At 68.5% G+C, this 16,739-nt stretch carries 16 protein-coding genes and 1 pseudogene; 10 read left to right on the top strand and 7 right to left on the bottom strand.

The features are described from left to right. Positions 1-9 precede the first annotated feature (9 nt). Complete coding sequence (locus G6N28_RS08900) at positions 10-684, top strand: methyltransferase family protein (protein WP_163899500.1); 675 nt, start codon at positions 10-12, stop codon at positions 682-684. Between the two features lie 4 nt (positions 685-688). On the opposite strand, the gene G6N28_RS08895 is transcribed toward G6N28_RS08900, so the two are convergent. Then, positions 689-1,591 carry an aldose 1-epimerase gene (locus G6N28_RS08895; RefSeq protein WP_163899498.1) on the bottom strand — a complete coding sequence of 301 codons (903 nt, stop codon included), beginning with the start codon at positions 1,589-1,591 and terminating at the stop codon, positions 689-691. 39 nt (positions 1,592-1,630) lie between these two features. Here G6N28_RS08895 and G6N28_RS08890 point away from each other — a divergent pair, with 39 nt between their 5' ends. After that, the gene (locus G6N28_RS08890; RefSeq protein WP_235674513.1) at positions 1,631-2,074 is read left to right on the top strand and encodes a nuclear transport factor 2 family protein; all 444 of its coding nucleotides are present in this window, start codon (positions 1,631-1,633) and stop codon (positions 2,072-2,074) included. On the opposite strand, the pseudogene G6N28_RS08885 reads toward G6N28_RS08890, so the two are convergent. The 3 genes and pseudogenes from G6N28_RS08885 to G6N28_RS08875 all read right to left on the bottom strand — a co-directional run. Next, positions 2,065-2,565 (bottom strand): annotated as a pseudogene (locus G6N28_RS08885) (zinc-binding dehydrogenase); the annotation flags it as partial. The gene G6N28_RS08890 and the pseudogene G6N28_RS08885 sit on opposite strands and share 10 nt — an antisense overlap. A gap of 115 nt (positions 2,566-2,680) precedes the next feature. Continuing rightward, positions 2,681-3,847 carry an FAD-binding oxidoreductase gene (locus G6N28_RS08880; RefSeq protein ID WP_163899492.1) on the bottom strand — a complete coding sequence of 389 codons (1,167 nt, stop codon included), beginning with the start codon at positions 3,845-3,847 and terminating at the stop codon, positions 2,681-2,683. A 16-nt stretch (positions 3,848-3,863) separates the two neighbouring features. Continuing rightward, positions 3,864-4,883, bottom strand: coding sequence for an ABC transporter permease (locus G6N28_RS08875; RefSeq protein ID WP_163899490.1), 1,020 nt, complete (start codon positions 4,881-4,883; stop codon positions 3,864-3,866). Between the two features lie 95 nt (positions 4,884-4,978). Here G6N28_RS08875 and G6N28_RS08870 point away from each other — a divergent pair, with 95 nt between their 5' ends. Continuing rightward, a complete protein-coding gene (locus tag G6N28_RS08870) occupies positions 4,979-5,593 on the top strand; it encodes a TetR/AcrR family transcriptional regulator (RefSeq protein ID WP_179962042.1) in 615 nt (204 codons plus the stop codon). Here G6N28_RS08870 and G6N28_RS08865 read toward each other — a convergent pair. Beyond that, a complete protein-coding gene (locus G6N28_RS08865; protein WP_163899488.1) occupies positions 5,588-6,250 on the bottom strand; it encodes a GAP family protein in 663 nt (220 codons plus the stop codon). The genes G6N28_RS08870 and G6N28_RS08865 overlap by 6 nt on opposite strands. A gap of 30 nt (positions 6,251-6,280) precedes the next feature. Next, positions 6,281-6,679, bottom strand: coding sequence for an Rv0361 family membrane protein (locus G6N28_RS08860; RefSeq protein WP_163899486.1), 399 nt, complete (start codon positions 6,677-6,679; stop codon positions 6,281-6,283). Between the two features lie 175 nt (positions 6,680-6,854). Between G6N28_RS08860 and clpB the strand changes: the two genes are divergently transcribed. From clpB to nhaA, 7 genes are all read left to right on the top strand, one after another. After that, a complete protein-coding gene (gene clpB / locus G6N28_RS08855) occupies positions 6,855-9,401 on the top strand; it encodes an ATP-dependent chaperone ClpB (RefSeq protein WP_163899484.1) in 2,547 nt (848 codons plus the stop codon). A gap of 143 nt (positions 9,402-9,544) precedes the next feature. Next, complete coding sequence (gene ttfA, locus G6N28_RS08850; RefSeq protein ID WP_163899482.1) at positions 9,545-10,384, top strand: trehalose monomycolate transport factor TtfA; 840 nt, start codon at positions 9,545-9,547, stop codon at positions 10,382-10,384. 14 nt (positions 10,385-10,398) lie between these two features. Next, positions 10,399-11,187, top strand: a complete 789-nt coding sequence (locus tag G6N28_RS08845) for an SDR family NAD(P)-dependent oxidoreductase (protein WP_163899480.1) — start codon at positions 10,399-10,401, stop codon at positions 11,185-11,187. 12 nt (positions 11,188-11,199) lie between these two features. After that, entirely contained in the window at positions 11,200-12,096 is an 897-nt protein-coding gene (locus G6N28_RS08840; protein WP_163899477.1) for a hypothetical protein, read from the top strand. Then, the gene (locus G6N28_RS08835; RefSeq protein ID WP_163899475.1) at positions 12,089-12,730 is read left to right on the top strand and encodes a TrmH family RNA methyltransferase; all 642 of its coding nucleotides are present in this window, start codon (positions 12,089-12,091) and stop codon (positions 12,728-12,730) included. Before G6N28_RS08840 ends, G6N28_RS08835 begins: the two co-directional genes overlap by 8 nt. Before the next feature lie 14 nt (positions 12,731-12,744). Continuing rightward, positions 12,745-13,845, top strand: coding sequence for a glycoside hydrolase family 76 protein (locus G6N28_RS08830; protein ID WP_163899473.1), 1,101 nt, complete (start codon positions 12,745-12,747; stop codon positions 13,843-13,845). Further along, positions 13,842-15,698: a Na+/H+ antiporter NhaA gene (gene nhaA, locus G6N28_RS08825; RefSeq protein WP_235674512.1), complete on the top strand. Its 1,857-nt coding sequence runs from the start codon at positions 13,842-13,844 to the stop codon at positions 15,696-15,698. The genes G6N28_RS08830 and nhaA overlap by 4 nt, the downstream gene beginning before the upstream one ends. On the opposite strand, the gene G6N28_RS08820 is transcribed toward nhaA, so the two are convergent. Then, on the bottom strand, positions 15,682-16,659 hold the full coding sequence (locus G6N28_RS08820) for a LysR family transcriptional regulator (protein WP_163899471.1): 978 nt from the start codon (positions 16,657-16,659) through the stop codon (positions 15,682-15,684). The genes nhaA and G6N28_RS08820 overlap by 17 nt on opposite strands. Between the last annotated feature and the right edge of the window lie 80 nt (positions 16,660-16,739).

The following is a 16,739-nucleotide window of genomic DNA, read 5'->3' as shown; positions in this document are numbered from 1 at the left end:
GGAGGATCGGTGAAGGCCGCGCTGAAACTGTTGATATCCGGGCTCATCCAACCGGTGGTGTTCGGGCTGATCGTGTTTGGCGTCGCGGGCACCGTCGACTACTGGCAAGCCTGGCTTCTGGTGGCGGTGTTCCTCGCGTCGATATGGACGTCGAACATCTATCTGCTGCGCGCCCATCCCGACGCGCTCCAACGGCGGATGAGCGGCGGGCCGGGCGCGGAGACCCGGGCGGTGCAAAAGGCGGTCATGGGCGGGTTGTGGCTGTCGCTGTTGACGATGTTGGTGGTCAGCGCCCTCGACCACCGCTTCGGTTGGAGCCATGTCCCGCCGGCCCTTTCGCTGATCGGCAACGTTCTGGTGGCGGTCGGGCTCATGGCGCCGATGCTGGTGGTGATCCAGAACAACTACGCCGCCGCCACCGTGCGGGTGGAGACCGGACAGACGCTGGCCACCAGCGGTCTGTACGGGGTGGTGCGTCACCCCATGTACACCGGAAACGTGATCATGATGGTGGGCATCCCGCTCGCGCTCGGGTCCTACTGGGGACTGCTGCTCGTCGTGCCGGGCGTGATGGTGCTGGCCATGCGCATCCGCGACGAGGAGAACCTGCTCAACGAGGAACTGGACGGATACCTCGAGTACACGCAGAAGGTTCGCTACCGCCTGGTGCCCGGCATGTGGTGACCGCTCAGGTCACCGTGATCGAAAACCGCGCGGTCTCCGGTTTGCCGGGGACCGCATAACGGTAGGTGCCGCGCCGCAACGAGTCGGTCGGGGCGGCCATCGGCTCGATGCAGACGACGTTGTCGTTGCGGGGCGCGAAGATCTGCGCGGCCGGATAACCCGCCTCGAACCGGACGTCGATGCGCCGGTCACCGCCGGACACCGAGAACACCGCCCCGTTGGGCACGTTGTCGAAGCCGTCGTCATACTCGGCGTGCTTGAGCGGCTCGGTGCCTCCGGGCCACTCCTGAGATTGGCCGGTGGGGATGCCCCAGTGGTCGACCGCCAGGCGGCGCATCGTCGGGGTGGTGAGCCGCCATTGCTCCCGCGGGATCCCCGGGATCCTCAAATAGGGGTGGTAGCCGAAACACAGCGGCACCGACGCCGACGTCGTCGGCATCACCGTGGTCTCGATGGTGAGCTTGCGGTCTGTGAGCGTCACGCTCTGCGTCAGCAGGTGCGGGAACGGGAAAGACGCCAGCAGCCGGGGCTTTCCGCCGTAGTCGACGACGGCCGTCAGCGAGTTCTCCGTACGGGCCGTGACCAGCCACCCCGGATAGGCCCCCAGTACGCCGTGGATCGGGACGCCGTGTTCGTCGGTGCGCACCCCGCCGGTGCCGGGGGTCAGGGTGACGACGGCACCGTTGATTCCGTACTTGCTGGCGCTCAACCGATTTGCCCACGGATACAAGATCGGGATGCCCATCGTCTTGCCGGTTTTCACGTAGGCGTCCAGACCGCGGCGCTGGCCGAGGAACTCGTCGCCCGCGTCGGCGAGCGACGTGCCGACCATGCCGGCCACCGGTACGAACGTGGCCGTCATCGACGATGCCGGATCCTTCAGCGTGACGCTCTCAAATTCGGCCATGCCAGCAGATCCTGCCACCGGATGCGGATAGATCAAGCGATGACCGAAAATGCGCGGGTCCATGACGCAACGGAAGCGCACAACCTGCGAATTGTCCGCGCCGGTTTCGACGCGTGGAGCAATGGCAACGGCAGTCCGTACGAGGTTCTGGCCGATGATGCGGTGTGGGAGATCGTCGGCAACTCGGCGGCGTCACGCGTCTACACCAGCAAGGAAGACTTTCTGGGCAACGTGATCCGGCCGTTCAACTCGCGGATGGCCACCCCGTTGCGTCCCGCGATCCGTGACATCTATGCCGACGGCGACACCGTCATCGTGTTCTTCGACGCCGAGGGCACGGCTCGCGACGGCGCGCCGTATCGCAATACGTACTCCTGGTTCCTGACGCTTGAAAATGGGCGAATCGTCAGGGGCACAGCATTTTTCGACAGCATCGCTTTCAACGATTTCTGGCAGCGGGTGCCCGCCGACAATCAGTCGTAGACGATCACCGCGCGGCCGACGAACTCGCCGCGGCCCAGCGCCTCGATGTGGTCGTTGACCTCCTCGAAGCGGACCTGGGTCACCGAGTCTTTGATCTTCCCGGCCTCGGCGAGCGCGACGACTTCGGTGAGGTCGTTGTAATTGCCCCAGAACGAGCCGAACAACGTGTACTCGCGGCTGACCACCGGGAACAGCGGCATGTCGACACGATTGCCGACCAAGCCGACCGTGGCCACCGCGCCCTCGGTGGCCAGCAGCTCGAACGCCAGCCGGATACTGTTCTGGGCGCCGGCGCATTCGATCACCGCGTCGACCTCGCGTCGGCCGGTGGTCTGCTCGAGCGCGTCACGCACCTGGTCGCCGGTTCTGTCGCCGATGTTGATGGTGTGATCGGCTCCGTTTTCCGTTGCCAGCGCGAGCTTTTCGTCGTTGCGGGCGAAAGCGACCACCGTGGCGCCAGCCCCGAGCAGTTTCGCGTACTGCACGGCGTAGGCGCCGAGCCCGCCGACGCCGCCGCATTGCGAACCCGTCGGCGAGCAGACGTGAACACCCCCATTTGATGGCCAAAGAGGGGGTTTTCACGTCTGCTCGCGCCCAAACGGTGCGTCAGTTCGACAGTGGATCGTGCTGGATCCGTTCGGGCGGCGCGCCTTTGGCGATCAGGGCGGCCTTGGTGACCTGGACCATCTCCGGGCCGCCGCAGATCAGGATCTGGCGGTCCCCCCAGTTGCCGTAGCTGGTCACCACGTCGGGCAGCATGCCGGTCTGGCGCACGTGCAATCCGCGGGGCGGGGTCACATCGGGGTAGTCGCGCGCCCACGGCGAGTCGACGTTGTACTCCGACACCGGGGTCACCGACAGCCACGGGTTCTGCGAGGCGATCTGCCAGAGCGTTTTCAGATCGTAGAGGTCGCTGGGGTAGCGGCCGCCGAAGAACAAGTGCACCCGGGGGTTCACCCCGTATCGGGTGAGGTCCATGATCAGCGCCCGCAGCGGCGCCAGGCCGGTGCTGCCCGCCACCATCAGCACGTCACCGTCGTCGCGGGCGACGTGCAGGCCGCCGTGGGGGTTGGACAGCCGCCAGCGGTCGCCGGGCGTGGTCTCGCCGACGATCGCGGTGCTCACCATGCCGCCGGTCACCGAGCGGATGTGGAACTCGATGGCGCCGCTGGGGTCGGCGGGAATCGACGGGCTCAGGTAGCGCCACCGCCGCGGCCACTGCGGCACCTGCACGGTGACGTACTGGCCGGGGTGATAGGACAGCGGCCGGTCCAGTTGCAGTCGCACCACCGAGACGTCGCGGGTGGCGCGGATGTGCTCGATCACCGTGCCGTCACAGTAGGGCGGTTCCTTCTCGGCGTCGGCCGCCCCGCGCATGACGCCGATGAACAACGCGACCGCATCGTGGGTGGCCTCGGCGAGCCGGTCGTTCCAGCTGTCGACGAGGTGACCGCGCAGCGTGCCCAGCAGCGCCTTCTGCATGCTGTCGTAATGCTGTTGTGTGACACCGTATTTGCGGTGATCGCGGCCCAGCTGCGCCAGGAACGCCACCGGCTCGTCTGCGCGCTGGGCGACCAGTTCGTCGAACAGCCACGTCATCACCTGCGCGAAGACGCCGCGTTGCTGCGCCATATCGGGGGGAAACAGGTCCCGCACGGACGGATCGGCGGCGAACCAGTTGGTGTAGAAGGTGCGGATCAGCTCCTCGGAGCCCAGCGCGGGATCGACGGCGTCGCGCAGCGTCCGCAGTGCGTCACGGTCGTCGAGTCCCACGCCGCCCGAGTGTAAGTCAGCTTTGCCCGCCGCCTCGTTGTCGCAGCGCAGCGACGACCATCAGCGCCGCACCGGCGAGCACCCAGCAGCTCAGCACGACGATCGGCATCGTGCCGCCTGCGCCGTCGAAGAACGCCGTGGACCGCAGCAGGGTGGCGTTGGCGCCCTGCGGCAGCCACTGCCCGAATGCGCCCCACCCGCTGGGCAGCATCTCCGGTGCGCTGTTCAACCCGGACAGCGGGTTGCCGACCAGCACCGCCAGCAGTGCGCCGACGATCAACCCCGCCCGTCCGAACACCGAGCCCAACCCCATGATCGTCAGCCCCGCGGCGAGCACTCCGAGCGTCAGACCGCCGGTGACGCCCCAGAAGTTCTGGTCGATCGAGCCGAACACGAAACGCAGCAGCGCGGCGATCGTCAGGCCGGACAGCCCGGAGAAGACGACCATCGCCGCGACACGGGTCCAGATCTCGCGCTTGAGCACCAGCACCAGCGCGATCGCGGGCAGCAGCGCGCCCAGGGTGATCGGCAACGCCGAGGCGGCCAGGCCGGCGCCGCGCGGATCGGCGGCGGTCGGCGGCGCGAGATCCTCGACCTGGATCTGCGCACCGGTGTGGCGGGCGATTCCGTCACCGAGCTGGGTGAGTAGCTGCGCGACGATCGGGCTGCCGCCGGTGGCGATCAGCAGTTTGCGCCCGTCCGGGCCGATTGCCATGCCGCCGTAGACATCCCGGCTGAGGATCGCGTCGCGCAGGGCCGCTTCGCCGGGGTAGTAGGTGACGGCGAACGCGCCGGGGGCCTGCTGTTGCAGGGCCGCCTCGACTTGCCCGCTGGCGGCCTGCGGGCCCGCCACGCCGATCGGCACATCGCGGGGCGCGGTGTGCACCGCGGGTAGCGCGAAGGCCAGCGCGACGATCGCGAGCACGACGGTGAGGACCACGACGATGCCGGTCGCGCGGATCGCCGCAGGCGGTTCGTGCCCTGAGGACGTGTGGTTGGGGGGTGGGGACGAGGGGTCCAGCCGTGTCTCGGTCATGGTCGCCTTTTCATCTGATGTTGAATTAATTCTCCGCTGAGCGTAACTCCGTACCCGGGCTGATTTCAACACCTATTGAAATGTTACTGTCGGATATGCCTTCACCAGCGACAACGGCCAAGCGTCGGGGCCGGCGCCGGGGCGACCCGGTGTCGCGGGAGGCGGTGCTGGCCGCGGCCAAGAAGCGCTTCGCGACCGACGGCTACGAGAAGACGACGCTGCGCGCGATCGCCCGCGACGCCCACGTCGATCCGGCGATGGTGCTCTACCTGTTCGGCTCCAAGGCCGACCTGTTTCGCGAATCGCTGAGGTTGATCCTGGATCCCGGTGTGCTGGTGACCGCGATCACCGGCGGGGCCGACGACGACTCGGACATCGGCAGCCGGATCGTGCGCGCCTACATGCGGATCTGGGCCGAACCCGACACCGGGCCCACCATGGTGGCGATGCTGCAGTCGGCCACGTCCAACAGCGATGCGCACGAGGCGTTCCGGGGGTTCATGCAGAACTACGTGCTGACCGCGGTATCCGGTGCGCTCGGCGGCGACGAGCCGGCCCGGCTGCGCGCGATGCTCGCCGCCAGCCAGCTCGTGGGAATGGCGATGCTGCGGTATGTGATGGAGGTGCCGCCGTTGGCGACGCTGCCCGATGACGAAGTGGTGCGGTTGATCGCTCCGACCGTGACGCGTTACCTGTCCACCGAGCTATAGGTTGTGAATTCCCTTGTACAACACCATGAGACCGATCACGACGAGGATCACCGCCATCAGCACGGCGTGCTGCTGCTCCATCCAGTCCTTCAGCCGCGACAGCGCGTTGTCGAGGCGGTCACCGGAGACGGCATAGCCGAGAATCGGTATCGCCACCGTCGATGCGGCCACCACGACGAACCAGACGACGGCGATCCACACGGTCGATCTGCCGAGCCCGGCCGTGCCGATCGCCAAACCCGCTGCGGCGCAGATGAACAGCACCTTGGGGTTGACGACGGTCAGCGCCAGCCCGGTGGCGCCCGACCGGGCCGGGGTGAGCTTGCTCAAGCTCTGCATCCAGCGCGGCATGTGCGCCGACTTCTTGCGCATCAGCCAGCGGTAGATGCCAAACGCGATCAGCGCGGCGCCGACGACGATGCGCAGCCACGACGCCCAGCTCGGCGGTTTGTGGCCGAGCCCGCCGAGCAGGCTGGAGACCCCGACGAAGGCCGTCGTCAACGCCGCGATGCCGACCAGCCAGCCGATCAGGAACGCCAACCCGGTCGGACGCGGCCGCGGCGTGTGCAACACCAGCACCGCCGGGATGATCGACAGCGGGGACAGCGCTATGACAAGCGCCAGCGGCACGAGTTCGGTGAGCACCGATTGCAGCATCGCCAACCTTCCGGTTCCGGGTCCGTCGAACTATATGGCCCTGACCGGGTGATACCGGCAGGCTCGCCACCGCGCTTGCTCGCGCACGAAGTCGACGGCCAGCGTCTCGGTGTGCTCGGCCGCCTCGAAACGCACGTTGGCCACCGCCGACGAAGCCGGGTCGCCGCTCACCGCGACCGAACCGACCGTGATGCGCGTCGGTCCGTCCACGCGCCTGCTCGAATACCAATCGGCCTCGAAGCCGTCGGCCTCTCGCATCGCCGCGCACACGTATTCGGCGAAGCCGGCGAAGTCGAACCGGTTGTAGGCGTCGTTCATGCCCTCGAGGACCGCGCGGATCTGCTCCTGGTCCGTCGCCGCGCGGGCCGGAACCGGCGGCGCCGCCCCGAGCACCGCCACCGCGCTCAACGCGGCGACCGTACGCAACATCTGTCCAGCGTCGCCGACGAGCCACCACGAATCGGGAGGCCGGGACCGGCGTGTTGCGGATAGCGCTGCGAAGCCGGCGAAAAATTTCATACTTGAGCGGAACAGACTCAACCTTGACTGCGTTGAACAACCCGACAAGGCTTTTTGCACCCCTTCGCAACGAATGGAGGCTGTCGTGGATTCTTTCAACCCGACGACCAAAACCCAGGCGGCGCTGACTTCGGCTTTGCAGGCGGCGACGACCGCGGGCAACCCGCAGATCACCCCCGCCCACCTGCTGATGGCATTGCTGACCCAGGCCGACGGCATTGCCGCGCCGCTGTTGGAGGCCGTCGGAGTGCAGCCCGCGACGATCCGTGCCGAGACGCAGCGGCTGCTCGACCGGTTGCCCAGCGCCACCGGCGCGGCGTCCCAGCCACAGCTGTCGCCGCAGGCGCTGTCGGCGATCACCGCTGCCCAGAACCTGGCCACCGAGATGGACGACGAGTACGTCTCGACCGAGCACCTGCTCGTCGGCCTGGCCACCGGTGACAGCGACACCGCCAAGCTGCTGACCGGCCACGGCGCCTCACCGCAGGCGTTGCGCGATGCCTTCGCCAAGGTGCGTGGCAGCGCACGCGTCACCAGCCCCGACCCCGAGAGCACCTACCAGGCGCTGGAGAAGTACTCCACCGACCTGACCGCCCGCGCCAGGGAAGGCAAGCTCGACCCGGTCATCGGGCGCGACAACGAGATTCGCCGCGTCGTGCAGGTGCTGAGCCGACGCACCAAGAACAACCCGGTGCTGATCGGTGAGCCCGGCGTCGGCAAGACCGCGATCGTGGAGGGCCTGGCCCAGCGCATCGTGGCAGGCGACGTGCCGGAGAGCCTGCGCGACAAGACCGTGATCAGCCTGGACCTCGGGTCGATGGTCGCCGGGTCGAAGTACCGCGGCGAGTTCGAGGAACGGCTGAAGGCCGTGCTCGACGAGATCAAGGACTCGGCGGGACAGATCATCACGTTCATCGACGAGCTGCACACCATCGTCGGCGCCGGCGCGACCGGCGAGGGCTCGATGGACGCGGGCAACATGATCAAACCGATGCTGGCCCGCGGCGAGCTGCGGCTGGTCGGCGCCACCACGCTCGACGAGTACCGCAAGTACATCGAGAAGGACGCCGCGCTGGAGCGGCGCTTCCAGCAGGTGTTCGTCGGCGAGCCGTCGGTGGAGGACACCGTCGGCATCCTGCGTGGCCTGAAGGACCGCTACGAGGTGCACCACGGTGTGCGCATCACCGACTCCGCGCTGGTGGCGGCGGCCACGCTGTCCGACCGCTACATCACCTCGCGCTTCCTGCCCGACAAGGCCATCGACCTGGTGGACGAGGCCGCCTCCCGGCTGCGCATGGAGATCGACTCCCGGCCCGTCGAGATCGACGAGGTCGAGCGCATCGTGCGCAGGCTCGAGATCGAGGAGATGGCGCTGTCCAAGGAGGAGGACGAGGCGTCCAAGGAACGGCTGGAGAAGCTGCGCGCGGAACTGGCCGACCACAAAGAGAAGCTGGCGGAGTTGACGACGAGGTGGCAGAACGAGAAAAGCGCCATCGACGTGGTCCGCGAGCTGAAGGAACAGCTCGAGGAGCTGCGCGGCGAGGCCGACCGTGCCGAGCGTGACGGCAACCTCGAGCGGGCCGCCGAGCTGCGCTACGGGCGCATCCCGGAGGTCGAGAAGAAGCTCGACGCCGCGCTGCCGCACGCCGAGGCGCGGGAGAACGTGATGCTCAAGGAGGAGGTCGGGCCCGACGACATCGCAGGTGTGGTCGAGGCGTGGACCGGCATCCCCGCGGGCCGGATGCTCGAGGGCGAGACGGCCAAGCTGCTGCGGATGGAAGACGAGCTCGCCAAGCGGGTCGTCGGCCAGAAGCGGCCGGTGCAGGCGGTTTCTGACGCGGTTCGCAGAAGCCGTGCCGGTGTCGCCGACCCGAACCGGCCCACGGGTTCGTTCATGTTCCTGGGTCCCACCGGCGTCGGTAAGACCGAGCTGGCCAAGGCCGTGGCGGAGTTCCTGTTCGACGACGAACGCGCGATGGTCCGCATCGACATGAGTGAGTATGGCGAGAAGCACTCGGTGGCTCGCCTGGTCGGTGCGCCTCCCGGCTACGTCGGCTACGACCAGGGCGGTCAGCTGACCGAGGCGGTGCGCAGGCGGCCGTACACGGTGATCCTGTTCGACGAGATCGAGAAGGCCCACCCCGACGTGTTCGACGTGCTGCTGCAGGTGCTCGACGAGGGGCGGTTGACCGACGGCCAGGGCCGCACGGTCGACTTCCGCAACACGATCCTGATCCTCACATCGAACCTGGGTGCCGGCGGCACCGAGGAGCAGGTGATGGCCGCGGTGCGCTCGGCGTTCAAGCCCGAGTTCATCAACCGGCTCGACGACGTCATCGTGTTCGATCCGCTCCAGCCCGAAGAGCTGGTGCAGATCGTCGACATCCAGCTGGCGCAGCTGGCCAAGCGGCTGGAGCAGCGTCGCCTCACGTTGGAGGTGTCGCTGCCGGCGAAGAAGTGGCTGGCCGAACGTGGCTTCGACCCGCAGTACGGCGCACGCCCGCTGCGCAGGCTGATCCAGAAGGCGATCGGCGACCAGCTGGCCAAGCTGCTGCTGGCCGGAACCGTGCACGACGGCGATGTGGTGCCGGTCAACGTCAGCCCCGACGGCGACTCGCTGGTCCTGGGCTGAGCGCCCATCGAGACTGCGGTCAGATCGCGATTTCTGTTCGGAATGCGATCTGGCCGCAGTTTCGCCGCGGTTATGGCGTGAAAACCGTCTTGTGATCTGGCCGAGTTCGGGATTTGGCCCTTCCTGCCAGTAGGCTGAACGCGATGGTGCCGCTTTGGTTCACGCTGTCCGCACTCTGCTTCGTGGGTGCGGCGGTGCTGCTGTATGTCGACATCGACCGTCGGCGCGGGCTGGGCAGGCGACGCAAGTCGTGGGCCAAGTCGCACGGGTTCGACTACGAGCACGAATCGGCGGACATCCTCAAGCGGTGGAAACGCGGCGTGATGTCGACGGTCGGGGAGGTGACCGCCAAGAACGTGGTGCTCGGTCAGATCCGCGGCGAGGCGGTGTTCATCTTCGACCTCGAGGACGTCGCGACCGTGATCGCGCTGCACCGCAAGGTGGGCACCAACGTGGTCGTCGACCTGCGCCTCAAGGGGATCAAAGAGCCGCGGGAGAATGACATCTGGCTGCTCGGCGCGATCGGCCCGCGCATGGTCTACTCGACCAACCTCGACGCCGCGCGGCGCGCGTGTGACCGGCGGATGGTGACGTTCGCCCACACCGCCCCCGACTGCGCGGAGATCATGTGGAACGAGGAGCACTGGACGCTGGTGTCGATGCCGGTCACCAGCACCCGCGCCCAGTGGGACGAGGGGCTGCGCACGGTGCGGCAGTTCAACGACCTGCTGCGGGTGCTGCCGCCGACGCCGCAGACCACCGCCCAGGGCGGCCAAGTCCCGCTTGCCCGCCGCAGCGGCTCACCCAGTCGCCCGCTGGCCCCCGCGCCCCCGGGCCGCGCCGAACCGGCACCGGGACGCGCGGAACCGGTCGCGGGGCGCCCGGAAGCGGGCCGTTACGCTCCGCCCCCCGCCCGTCCTGAGGGTGCCCGGCGGCCGCCGTCGGCGCGCAACGGACGGCAGTCGCCGCATTACCAGCGGTAAGTACCCTCTTAGGCATGTCCCGTCCTGTCGCGCTGATCACTGGACCGACATCGGGTCTCGGCGCGGGATTCGCCCGCCGCTACGCCGCCGACGGCTACGACCTGGTCCTGGTCGCCAGGGACGCTGCGCGCCTGGAGCGCCTGGCCGCCGAGCTGCACGACGAGGCCGGTGCGCAGGTCGAGGTGATCGTCGCGGATCTGGCCGAGGCGGCCGACCGGGCCAAGGTGGCCGACCGGCTCGCCGCCGGGGTGCAGGTGCTGGTCAACAACGCGGGCTTCGGCACCTCCGGCGAGTTCTGGACCGCCGACTACGAGCTGCTGCAGGCACAGCTCGACGTCAACGTCACCGCGGTCATGCAGCTCACCCACGCCGCGCTGCCCGCGATGCTCGACGCGCACCACGGCACCGTGATCAACGTCGCCAGCGTCGCCGGGCTGCTGCCCGGACGCGGGTCGACGTACTCGGCATCGAAGGCCTGGGTGGTCGCGTTCTCCGAAGGGTTGGCCAACGGGCTGGGCGGCACCGGCGTCGGCGTGTATGCGCTGTGCCCGGGGTTCGTCCGCACCGAGTTCCATCAGCGCGCCGGGATCGAGATGAGCGGCACCCCGTCGATTCTGTGGCTGGAGGTCGACGACGTGGTGCGCGAAACGATGGCCCACATCGCCAAGGACGCCAAGCGCAACAGGGTCGTGATCGTTCCCGGTCTGCAGTACAAGGTGCTCACCACCGGAGGCCGCCTGGTGCCCCGCAGGCTGGTGCGGGCCATGACGAAAGTTGTTGGCCGTGGCCGGGATAGAACCTAGAGCCGATCGTACGTGCGCGCGCTGACCGCGACGCTGGCGGCGATTGTTCTCGTCGCAGCCTCAGCGTGTTCCGGTGACGACCGCCTCCAGTCCCCCTACGGCGCGCTGACCGCCGCCGTGGGCGAATCGCTTGCGGTGCTGGGCTGGAACATGTCGGTGTCCAACCTCCGGGTGGAGGGCGACCACGTGCTCGTCGACGTCGACGCGGCACCGGCACAGCCCGACGCCCCGCACGCCGAACCCGAGGACGTCAGGTTCGGCCTCTACGGCGCCCTGGCGCATCCCATCGAGGCCAACGCGATCGGCGGCTGCCGCGACGTGACAAACCTTGCGCTGCAACCGGTATCGTCAACACCGGACCGGATGTCGGGCACGGTGTGCCTGGGCCCACACCGGGACCTGGTCCAGGTGCGCGGGGTCTACGTGTACTCGCCGCAGGACCGGATCGCAGGGACGACGACGGCGTATCCCGCGGCCTTTCCGGTCGGGTTGCCCCCGACCAAGGACAACGAGACCGGCCTGTCGATCAAGACGACGAGCATCGATGCGTTCAATGCCGACGGCGCGATGCTCGGCCCGGCCGCGCTCGGCGACCCGAACGCCTTCCAGGGCAACGGCTACATGCTGCTCGGGCTCGAGATCAGCGGGCTGGCAGAGCAATACCGGGAAGCCTCGCTGCGCCGGGGCGGCCCGACGATGGTGCTGGTGTCGCCGTCGCTGCCCGCACCGGGACTCAGCCACGCCTGCGACGTCTACGGCGCCTCGATGCTGGTGCTGCCCGACGCGTCTCGCGACGCGGTGCAGATCCGGGTATCGCTGTGCCCGCAGGGCGAAATCAACCAGGCGCTGTTGTACAGCACCGTGTCGGTGATCGGCACCCACGCCGGACTGTGGACCGTCGATGACTGAGCCGGGCCCGACCGAATGGGGCCGGCGCCCGGGGGTGGGGCCGTGGCAGGGTCCGCCGCCCGACGACGATCGCTACGACCCCACGCTGCTGCGTGAGGGTGACACCCGCAATGTCGTTGACGCGTACCGCTATTGGACGCGCGAGGCGATCATCGCCGACATCGACGAGCGCAGACACTCGCTCCACATCGCCATCGAGAACTTCGGCAACGACGCCAACATCGGCTCCGTCGTACGCACCGCCAACGCGTTCGCGGTCGACACCGTGCACATCGTCGGGCGACGCCGCTGGAACCGGCGCGGCGCCATGGTGACCGACCGCTACCAACGGCTGCGTCACCACGACACCACCGCAGACCTGCTGGCGTTCGCCGCCGACGCCGGCCTGACCGTCGTCGCCGTCGACAACGTGCCGGGTGCCGCGCGCATCGAACACGCGTCGCTGCCGCGCACCGCCCTGATGATCTTCGGGCAGGAGGGGCCCGGTATCACCGACGACGCCAAGGCGGGGGCGGCGCTGACCGTGTCGATCGCCCAGTTCGGATCCACCCGCAGCATCAACGCCGCGGTCGCCGCCGGCATCGCCATGCACACCTGGATCACCCAACACGCGGACCTTTCCAACGCCTGGTAAGGCAGGATCGAACCATGGACCAGCTTTGGGCCAACCGCGCCGCCAGCTCCGAAGCCGCGATCGAGAAACGCCATCTCAAACGGTTGTGGGGACTGCCGGGCACCCAACTGGGTGTGGTCGCCTGGCCGGCGGCGCGCGGCCACCGGTGGTTCGGCACCTGGCACTACTGGTGGCAGGCCCACCTGATCGACAACCTCGTCGACGCGCAGGTGCGCGATCCCCGTCCCGAGCGGCAGAAGAAGATCCGCCACCAGATCCGGGCGCACCGGCTGCGAAACACCGGCTGGGTCAACGACTACTACGACGACATGGCCTGGCTGGCCCTGGCGCTGGAGCGCGCCCAGCGGCTGGCCGGTGTTCACACGGCCAAGGCGCAGAAGAAGCTGGCCGAACAGTTCGTCAACGCGTGGGTGCCCGAGGACGGCGGCGGCATCCCCTGGCGCAAACAAGACCAGTTCTTCAACGCCCCGGCCAACGGTCCGGCGGGCATCTTCCTGGCCCGCTACGACGACCGGCTGCGGCGCGCACAGCAGATGGCCGACTGGATCGAGGAGACGCTGATCGACCCGGATACCCACCTGGTGTTCGACGGCATCAAGGCCGGCTCCCTGGTGCGGGCCCAGTACACCTACTGCCAGGGCGTGGTGCTCGGGCTGGAAACCGAGCTCGCGGCGCGCACCGACGACCCGGAGCACGCCGCGCGGGTGCATCGGCTGGTCGCCGCGGTCAAGGAGCACATGGCGCCGGGCGGGGTGATCCGCGGCGCGGGCGGCGGCGACGGCGGGCTGTTCGACGGAATTTTGGCCCGCTACCTCGCGTTGGTCGTCACCATGTTGCCGCGAAACGACTCGCGGGACGCGGCGGCGCGGGACACCGCCAAGGCCCTGGTGCTGGATTCCGCGCAGGCCGCCTGGAACAACCGCCAAACCGTCGACGGGCTACCGCTGTTCGGCACGTTCTGGGACCGCATCGCCGAGTTACCAACGGCTGCAAGCAAAGAGGCACAGTTCGTCGAGGGCGCCGTCAACGCCTCAGAGGTGCCCGAGCGTGATCTCTCGGTGCAGCTGTCGGGGTGGATGTTGATGGAAGCCGCGCACGCCGTCTCCCAGACGTGACCGCCGGACCGGCACCGCGGATCGTCCGCCTGCTGCCTTCGCGGTTCAACCGCGAAGGCAGGGCGTCACGGACCGGTGAGAACACCGCAGCGGCCCTGCTGCTGGCGTTCACCCTGTTGGCCATCCTCTGGGCGAATTCGCCGTGGGACGGCAGCTATTGGGCGTTGCTGGACACCCACATCGGGCTCACCCTCGGGGCCGACCATTTCGAGCTGACCGTCAAACACCTGGTGAACGACGGCCTGATGACGTTCTTCTTCTTCCTCGTCGGGCTCGAAGTCACGCGCGAGTTCACGATCGGCGAGCTCACCGAGCGCTCGCGCGCGGCGGTGCCCGTCGTCGCCGCGCTCGCCGGGCTGGTCCTGCCCGCGCTCATCTTCGTCCTTGTCAACTCCTCCGGGGACAACGCGCACGCCTGGGGCGTGGTGATCTCCACCGACACCGCGTTCCTGGTCGGCGCGCTGGCCATCATCAAACCGAAATTCCCCGGCAGGCTTCGGCTGTTCCTGCTGACCCTGGCCGTGGTCGACGACGTCGGCGCACTGATCGTCATCGCGGTGTTCTACTCCGACCGCATCCAGGTGCTGCCGCTGATGCTGGCGGTGGCGCTGATCGCCGCGATCGCGATGGTGCGGTTTCTGCCCGCGGCGCGCGGGCCGGCGTACGCGGTGCTCGGCTTCGCGCTGTGGGTGGCGTTGGCCGTTGCGGGAATTCACCCGACACTGGCGGGTGTCGCCGTCGCGTTGCTGATCCCCGTCTTCACCCCTGAACGTCAGCGCGTCGAGCAGGCGATCGGGGTGATCCGGGCGTTTCGGCAGTCACCGAACTCGCGATATGCCCGCACCGCGGCGCGTCGGCTGCGGGAGTCGATCTCGATCAACGAGCGGCTGCAGACCGACTTCGGGCCGTACGTGTCATATTTCGTGCTGCCGCTGTTCGCGTTGGTCAACGCCGGTGTGCACCTCGACGCCGCCAGCCTGGCCGAGGCGTTCGGGTCGTCGTTGACCTGGGGCATCATCGCCGGGTTGGTGCTCGGCAAGTTCGTCGGCATCACCGGTGCGACGTGGTTCATGCGCCGCACCGGTTTCGGGCGGCTGGCGCCCGGGCTGACCGTCAAGCGGCTGGCCGGCGGTGCCGCGCTGTCCGGAATCGGGTTCACCATCTCGCTTTTCATCGTCGACATCGCGATCGACGATCCCGCCCGCCAGGATCAGGCCCGCATCGGTGTACTGGCCGCGTCGTTGGTGGCGTTCACCCTCGGCTGGGCGATATTCCGGGTCACCGACTGGCTCAGCCCACCAGATCCAGTCGGGCTCAAGATGATTCGACCGATCGACCCGGAGCGCGACCATATCCGCGGCAACCCCGACGCTTCGCTGACCCTGGTGGAGTACGGCGATTTCGAGTGCCCGTTCTGCAGCCGCGCCACCGGCGCCATCGACGAAGTCATCGCCCATTTCGGCAACCGGTTGTGCTACGTGTGGCGGCACTTCCCGTTGGAGCGGGAACACCCGCGCGCCTACGACGCCGCGCGGGCCAGCGAGGCGGCCGCGCTGCAGGGCAGGTTCTGGGCGATGGGCCGCGAACTGTTCGGCCACCAGGACGATTTGGAGTGGTCGGACATGTACCGCTACGCGGTGGCCGCAGGCTGCGACATCGAGCAGTTCGACCAGGACGTCCGCGTGCAGCCGTCCAAGGTGCTGCACCGGGTGACCGACGACGCGCAGGACGCCGAGGAGATGGACCTCAACGCGACCCCGACGTTCTTCATCAACGGCAAGCGGCACAAGGGTCCATGGGACTCCGCCAGCCTGATCCGCGCGTTGGAGGCCGCCGCTAGCTCCAGAGCGTGACGTGGATCTTGGGCCGAAACCGTGTCACACCGACCCCGGCGCCGCGCAGCATCGCCTGCGTGCATCGCGGTGTGGTGATGAACCGGACGAGTTCGGACGCGGCGGGCTGGCGCGCCGACGGCGACAACGTCATCGCGCACCACTCGCCGGGCCGTTGCAGCCGCGGGCCCTTGACCTGGACCAGCCGGCCCGCGGCCAGATCCTTGCCGACGGCGAACCCGATCGCCAGGCTGACGCCGCCGGCGTGCTGCACCTCCTCCAGCGCGGCGGCGTCGCTTTGGAAGATCCGCTGCTGTTCCTCCGGGATCGCGAGATCCCTGAGCATCGAAGCGATCTCGCCGTCGGCGCCGCCCGCCGACGGGCCCAGCAGCCATTGCTGTTCCTGCAGCGCCGACAGCGGCGGCGCCGAATCCGAGAACGCCGCCAACGGGTTGTTGGGCGCCGTCACCGTCAGGATCTGGTAGTTCAGGAACGGCCGCAGCACCGTCGAACCGTCGTCGGGCCCGGCGATGTCGCCGGCGACCGGACCGAGCGCGATGTCCACGGCGCGTGAGGCGATCAGCTCCCGAAACCGGCTCGCCGGGTGCACGCTCAGCTCCACCGCGAGGTCCTTGGCGCGCGACGAGAACAGCTCGATGAGCCCGGGCGCGGCGTGCTCGGCGAAGGCGCTGGACGCCGCGATGCGCAGCAACCGCCTGCCGTGCGCGGCCTCGGTGACCTCGATCGCCGTCTGCTGCTGCAGGCCGAGGATCTCCACGGCCCGGCTGGCCAGCCGCAGCCCGCCCGGGGTGAACGCCAGACCCGTCGATGTCCTGGAGAACAACGGGTCGTCGAGTTCCTTGCGCAGTTGGGCCACGTGCATGGAGATGCCGGCGTCGGACATGCCGAGCTCCTCGGCGGCCGCGCGTACCGATCCCAGTCGGACGACGGCCGAGAAGGCGCGCAGCTGAGCCGGGGTCACGACGCGAGCCTACGTCGGACAGACGGCCCCCGGGCGCAGGTCGACCCGCGGTTTAAGTGATCGCTTAACTCGCGGTTGAC

Source organism: Mycolicibacterium pulveris (assembly GCF_010725725.1).
GTDB classification, from domain to species: Bacteria; Actinomycetota; Actinomycetes; order Mycobacteriales; family Mycobacteriaceae; genus Mycobacterium; species Mycobacterium pulveris.
The sequence above is the reverse complement of the archived record's forward strand: the minus strand, read 5'-3'. Positions and strand labels throughout refer to the sequence as shown.

What these genes read in the sequence shown, in the direction of transcription:
- G6N28_RS08860 (WP_163899486.1), bottom strand. Translation starts at nt 6,679, where the DNA reads ATGTTGCGTACGGTCGCCGCGTTGAGCGCGGTGGCGGTGCTCGGGGCG.
- G6N28_RS08835 (WP_163899475.1), top strand. Translation starts at nt 12,089, where the DNA reads ATGACTGAGCCGGGCCCGACCGAATGGGGCCGGCGCCCGGGGGTGGGG.
- ttfA (WP_163899482.1), top strand. Translation starts at nt 9,545, where the DNA reads ATGGTGCCGCTTTGGTTCACGCTGTCCGCACTCTGCTTCGTGGGTGCG.
- G6N28_RS08870 (WP_179962042.1), top strand. Translation starts at nt 4,979, where the DNA reads ATGCCTTCACCAGCGACAACGGCCAAGCGTCGGGGCCGGCGCCGGGGC.
- G6N28_RS08845 (WP_163899480.1), top strand. Translation starts at nt 10,399, where the DNA reads ATGTCCCGTCCTGTCGCGCTGATCACTGGACCGACATCGGGTCTCGGC.
- G6N28_RS08865 (WP_163899488.1), bottom strand. Translation starts at nt 6,250, where the DNA reads ATGCTGCAATCGGTGCTCACCGAACTCGTGCCGCTGGCGCTTGTCATA.
- G6N28_RS08830 (WP_163899473.1), top strand. Translation starts at nt 12,745, where the DNA reads ATGGACCAGCTTTGGGCCAACCGCGCCGCCAGCTCCGAAGCCGCGATC.
- G6N28_RS08895 (WP_163899498.1), bottom strand. Translation starts at nt 1,591, where the DNA reads ATGGCCGAATTTGAGAGCGTCACGCTGAAGGATCCGGCATCGTCGATG.
- G6N28_RS08890 (WP_235674513.1), top strand. Translation starts at nt 1,631, where the DNA reads ATGACCGAAAATGCGCGGGTCCATGACGCAACGGAAGCGCACAACCTG.
- G6N28_RS08875 (WP_163899490.1), bottom strand. Translation starts at nt 4,883, where the DNA reads ATGACCGAGACACGGCTGGACCCCTCGTCCCCACCCCCCAACCACACG.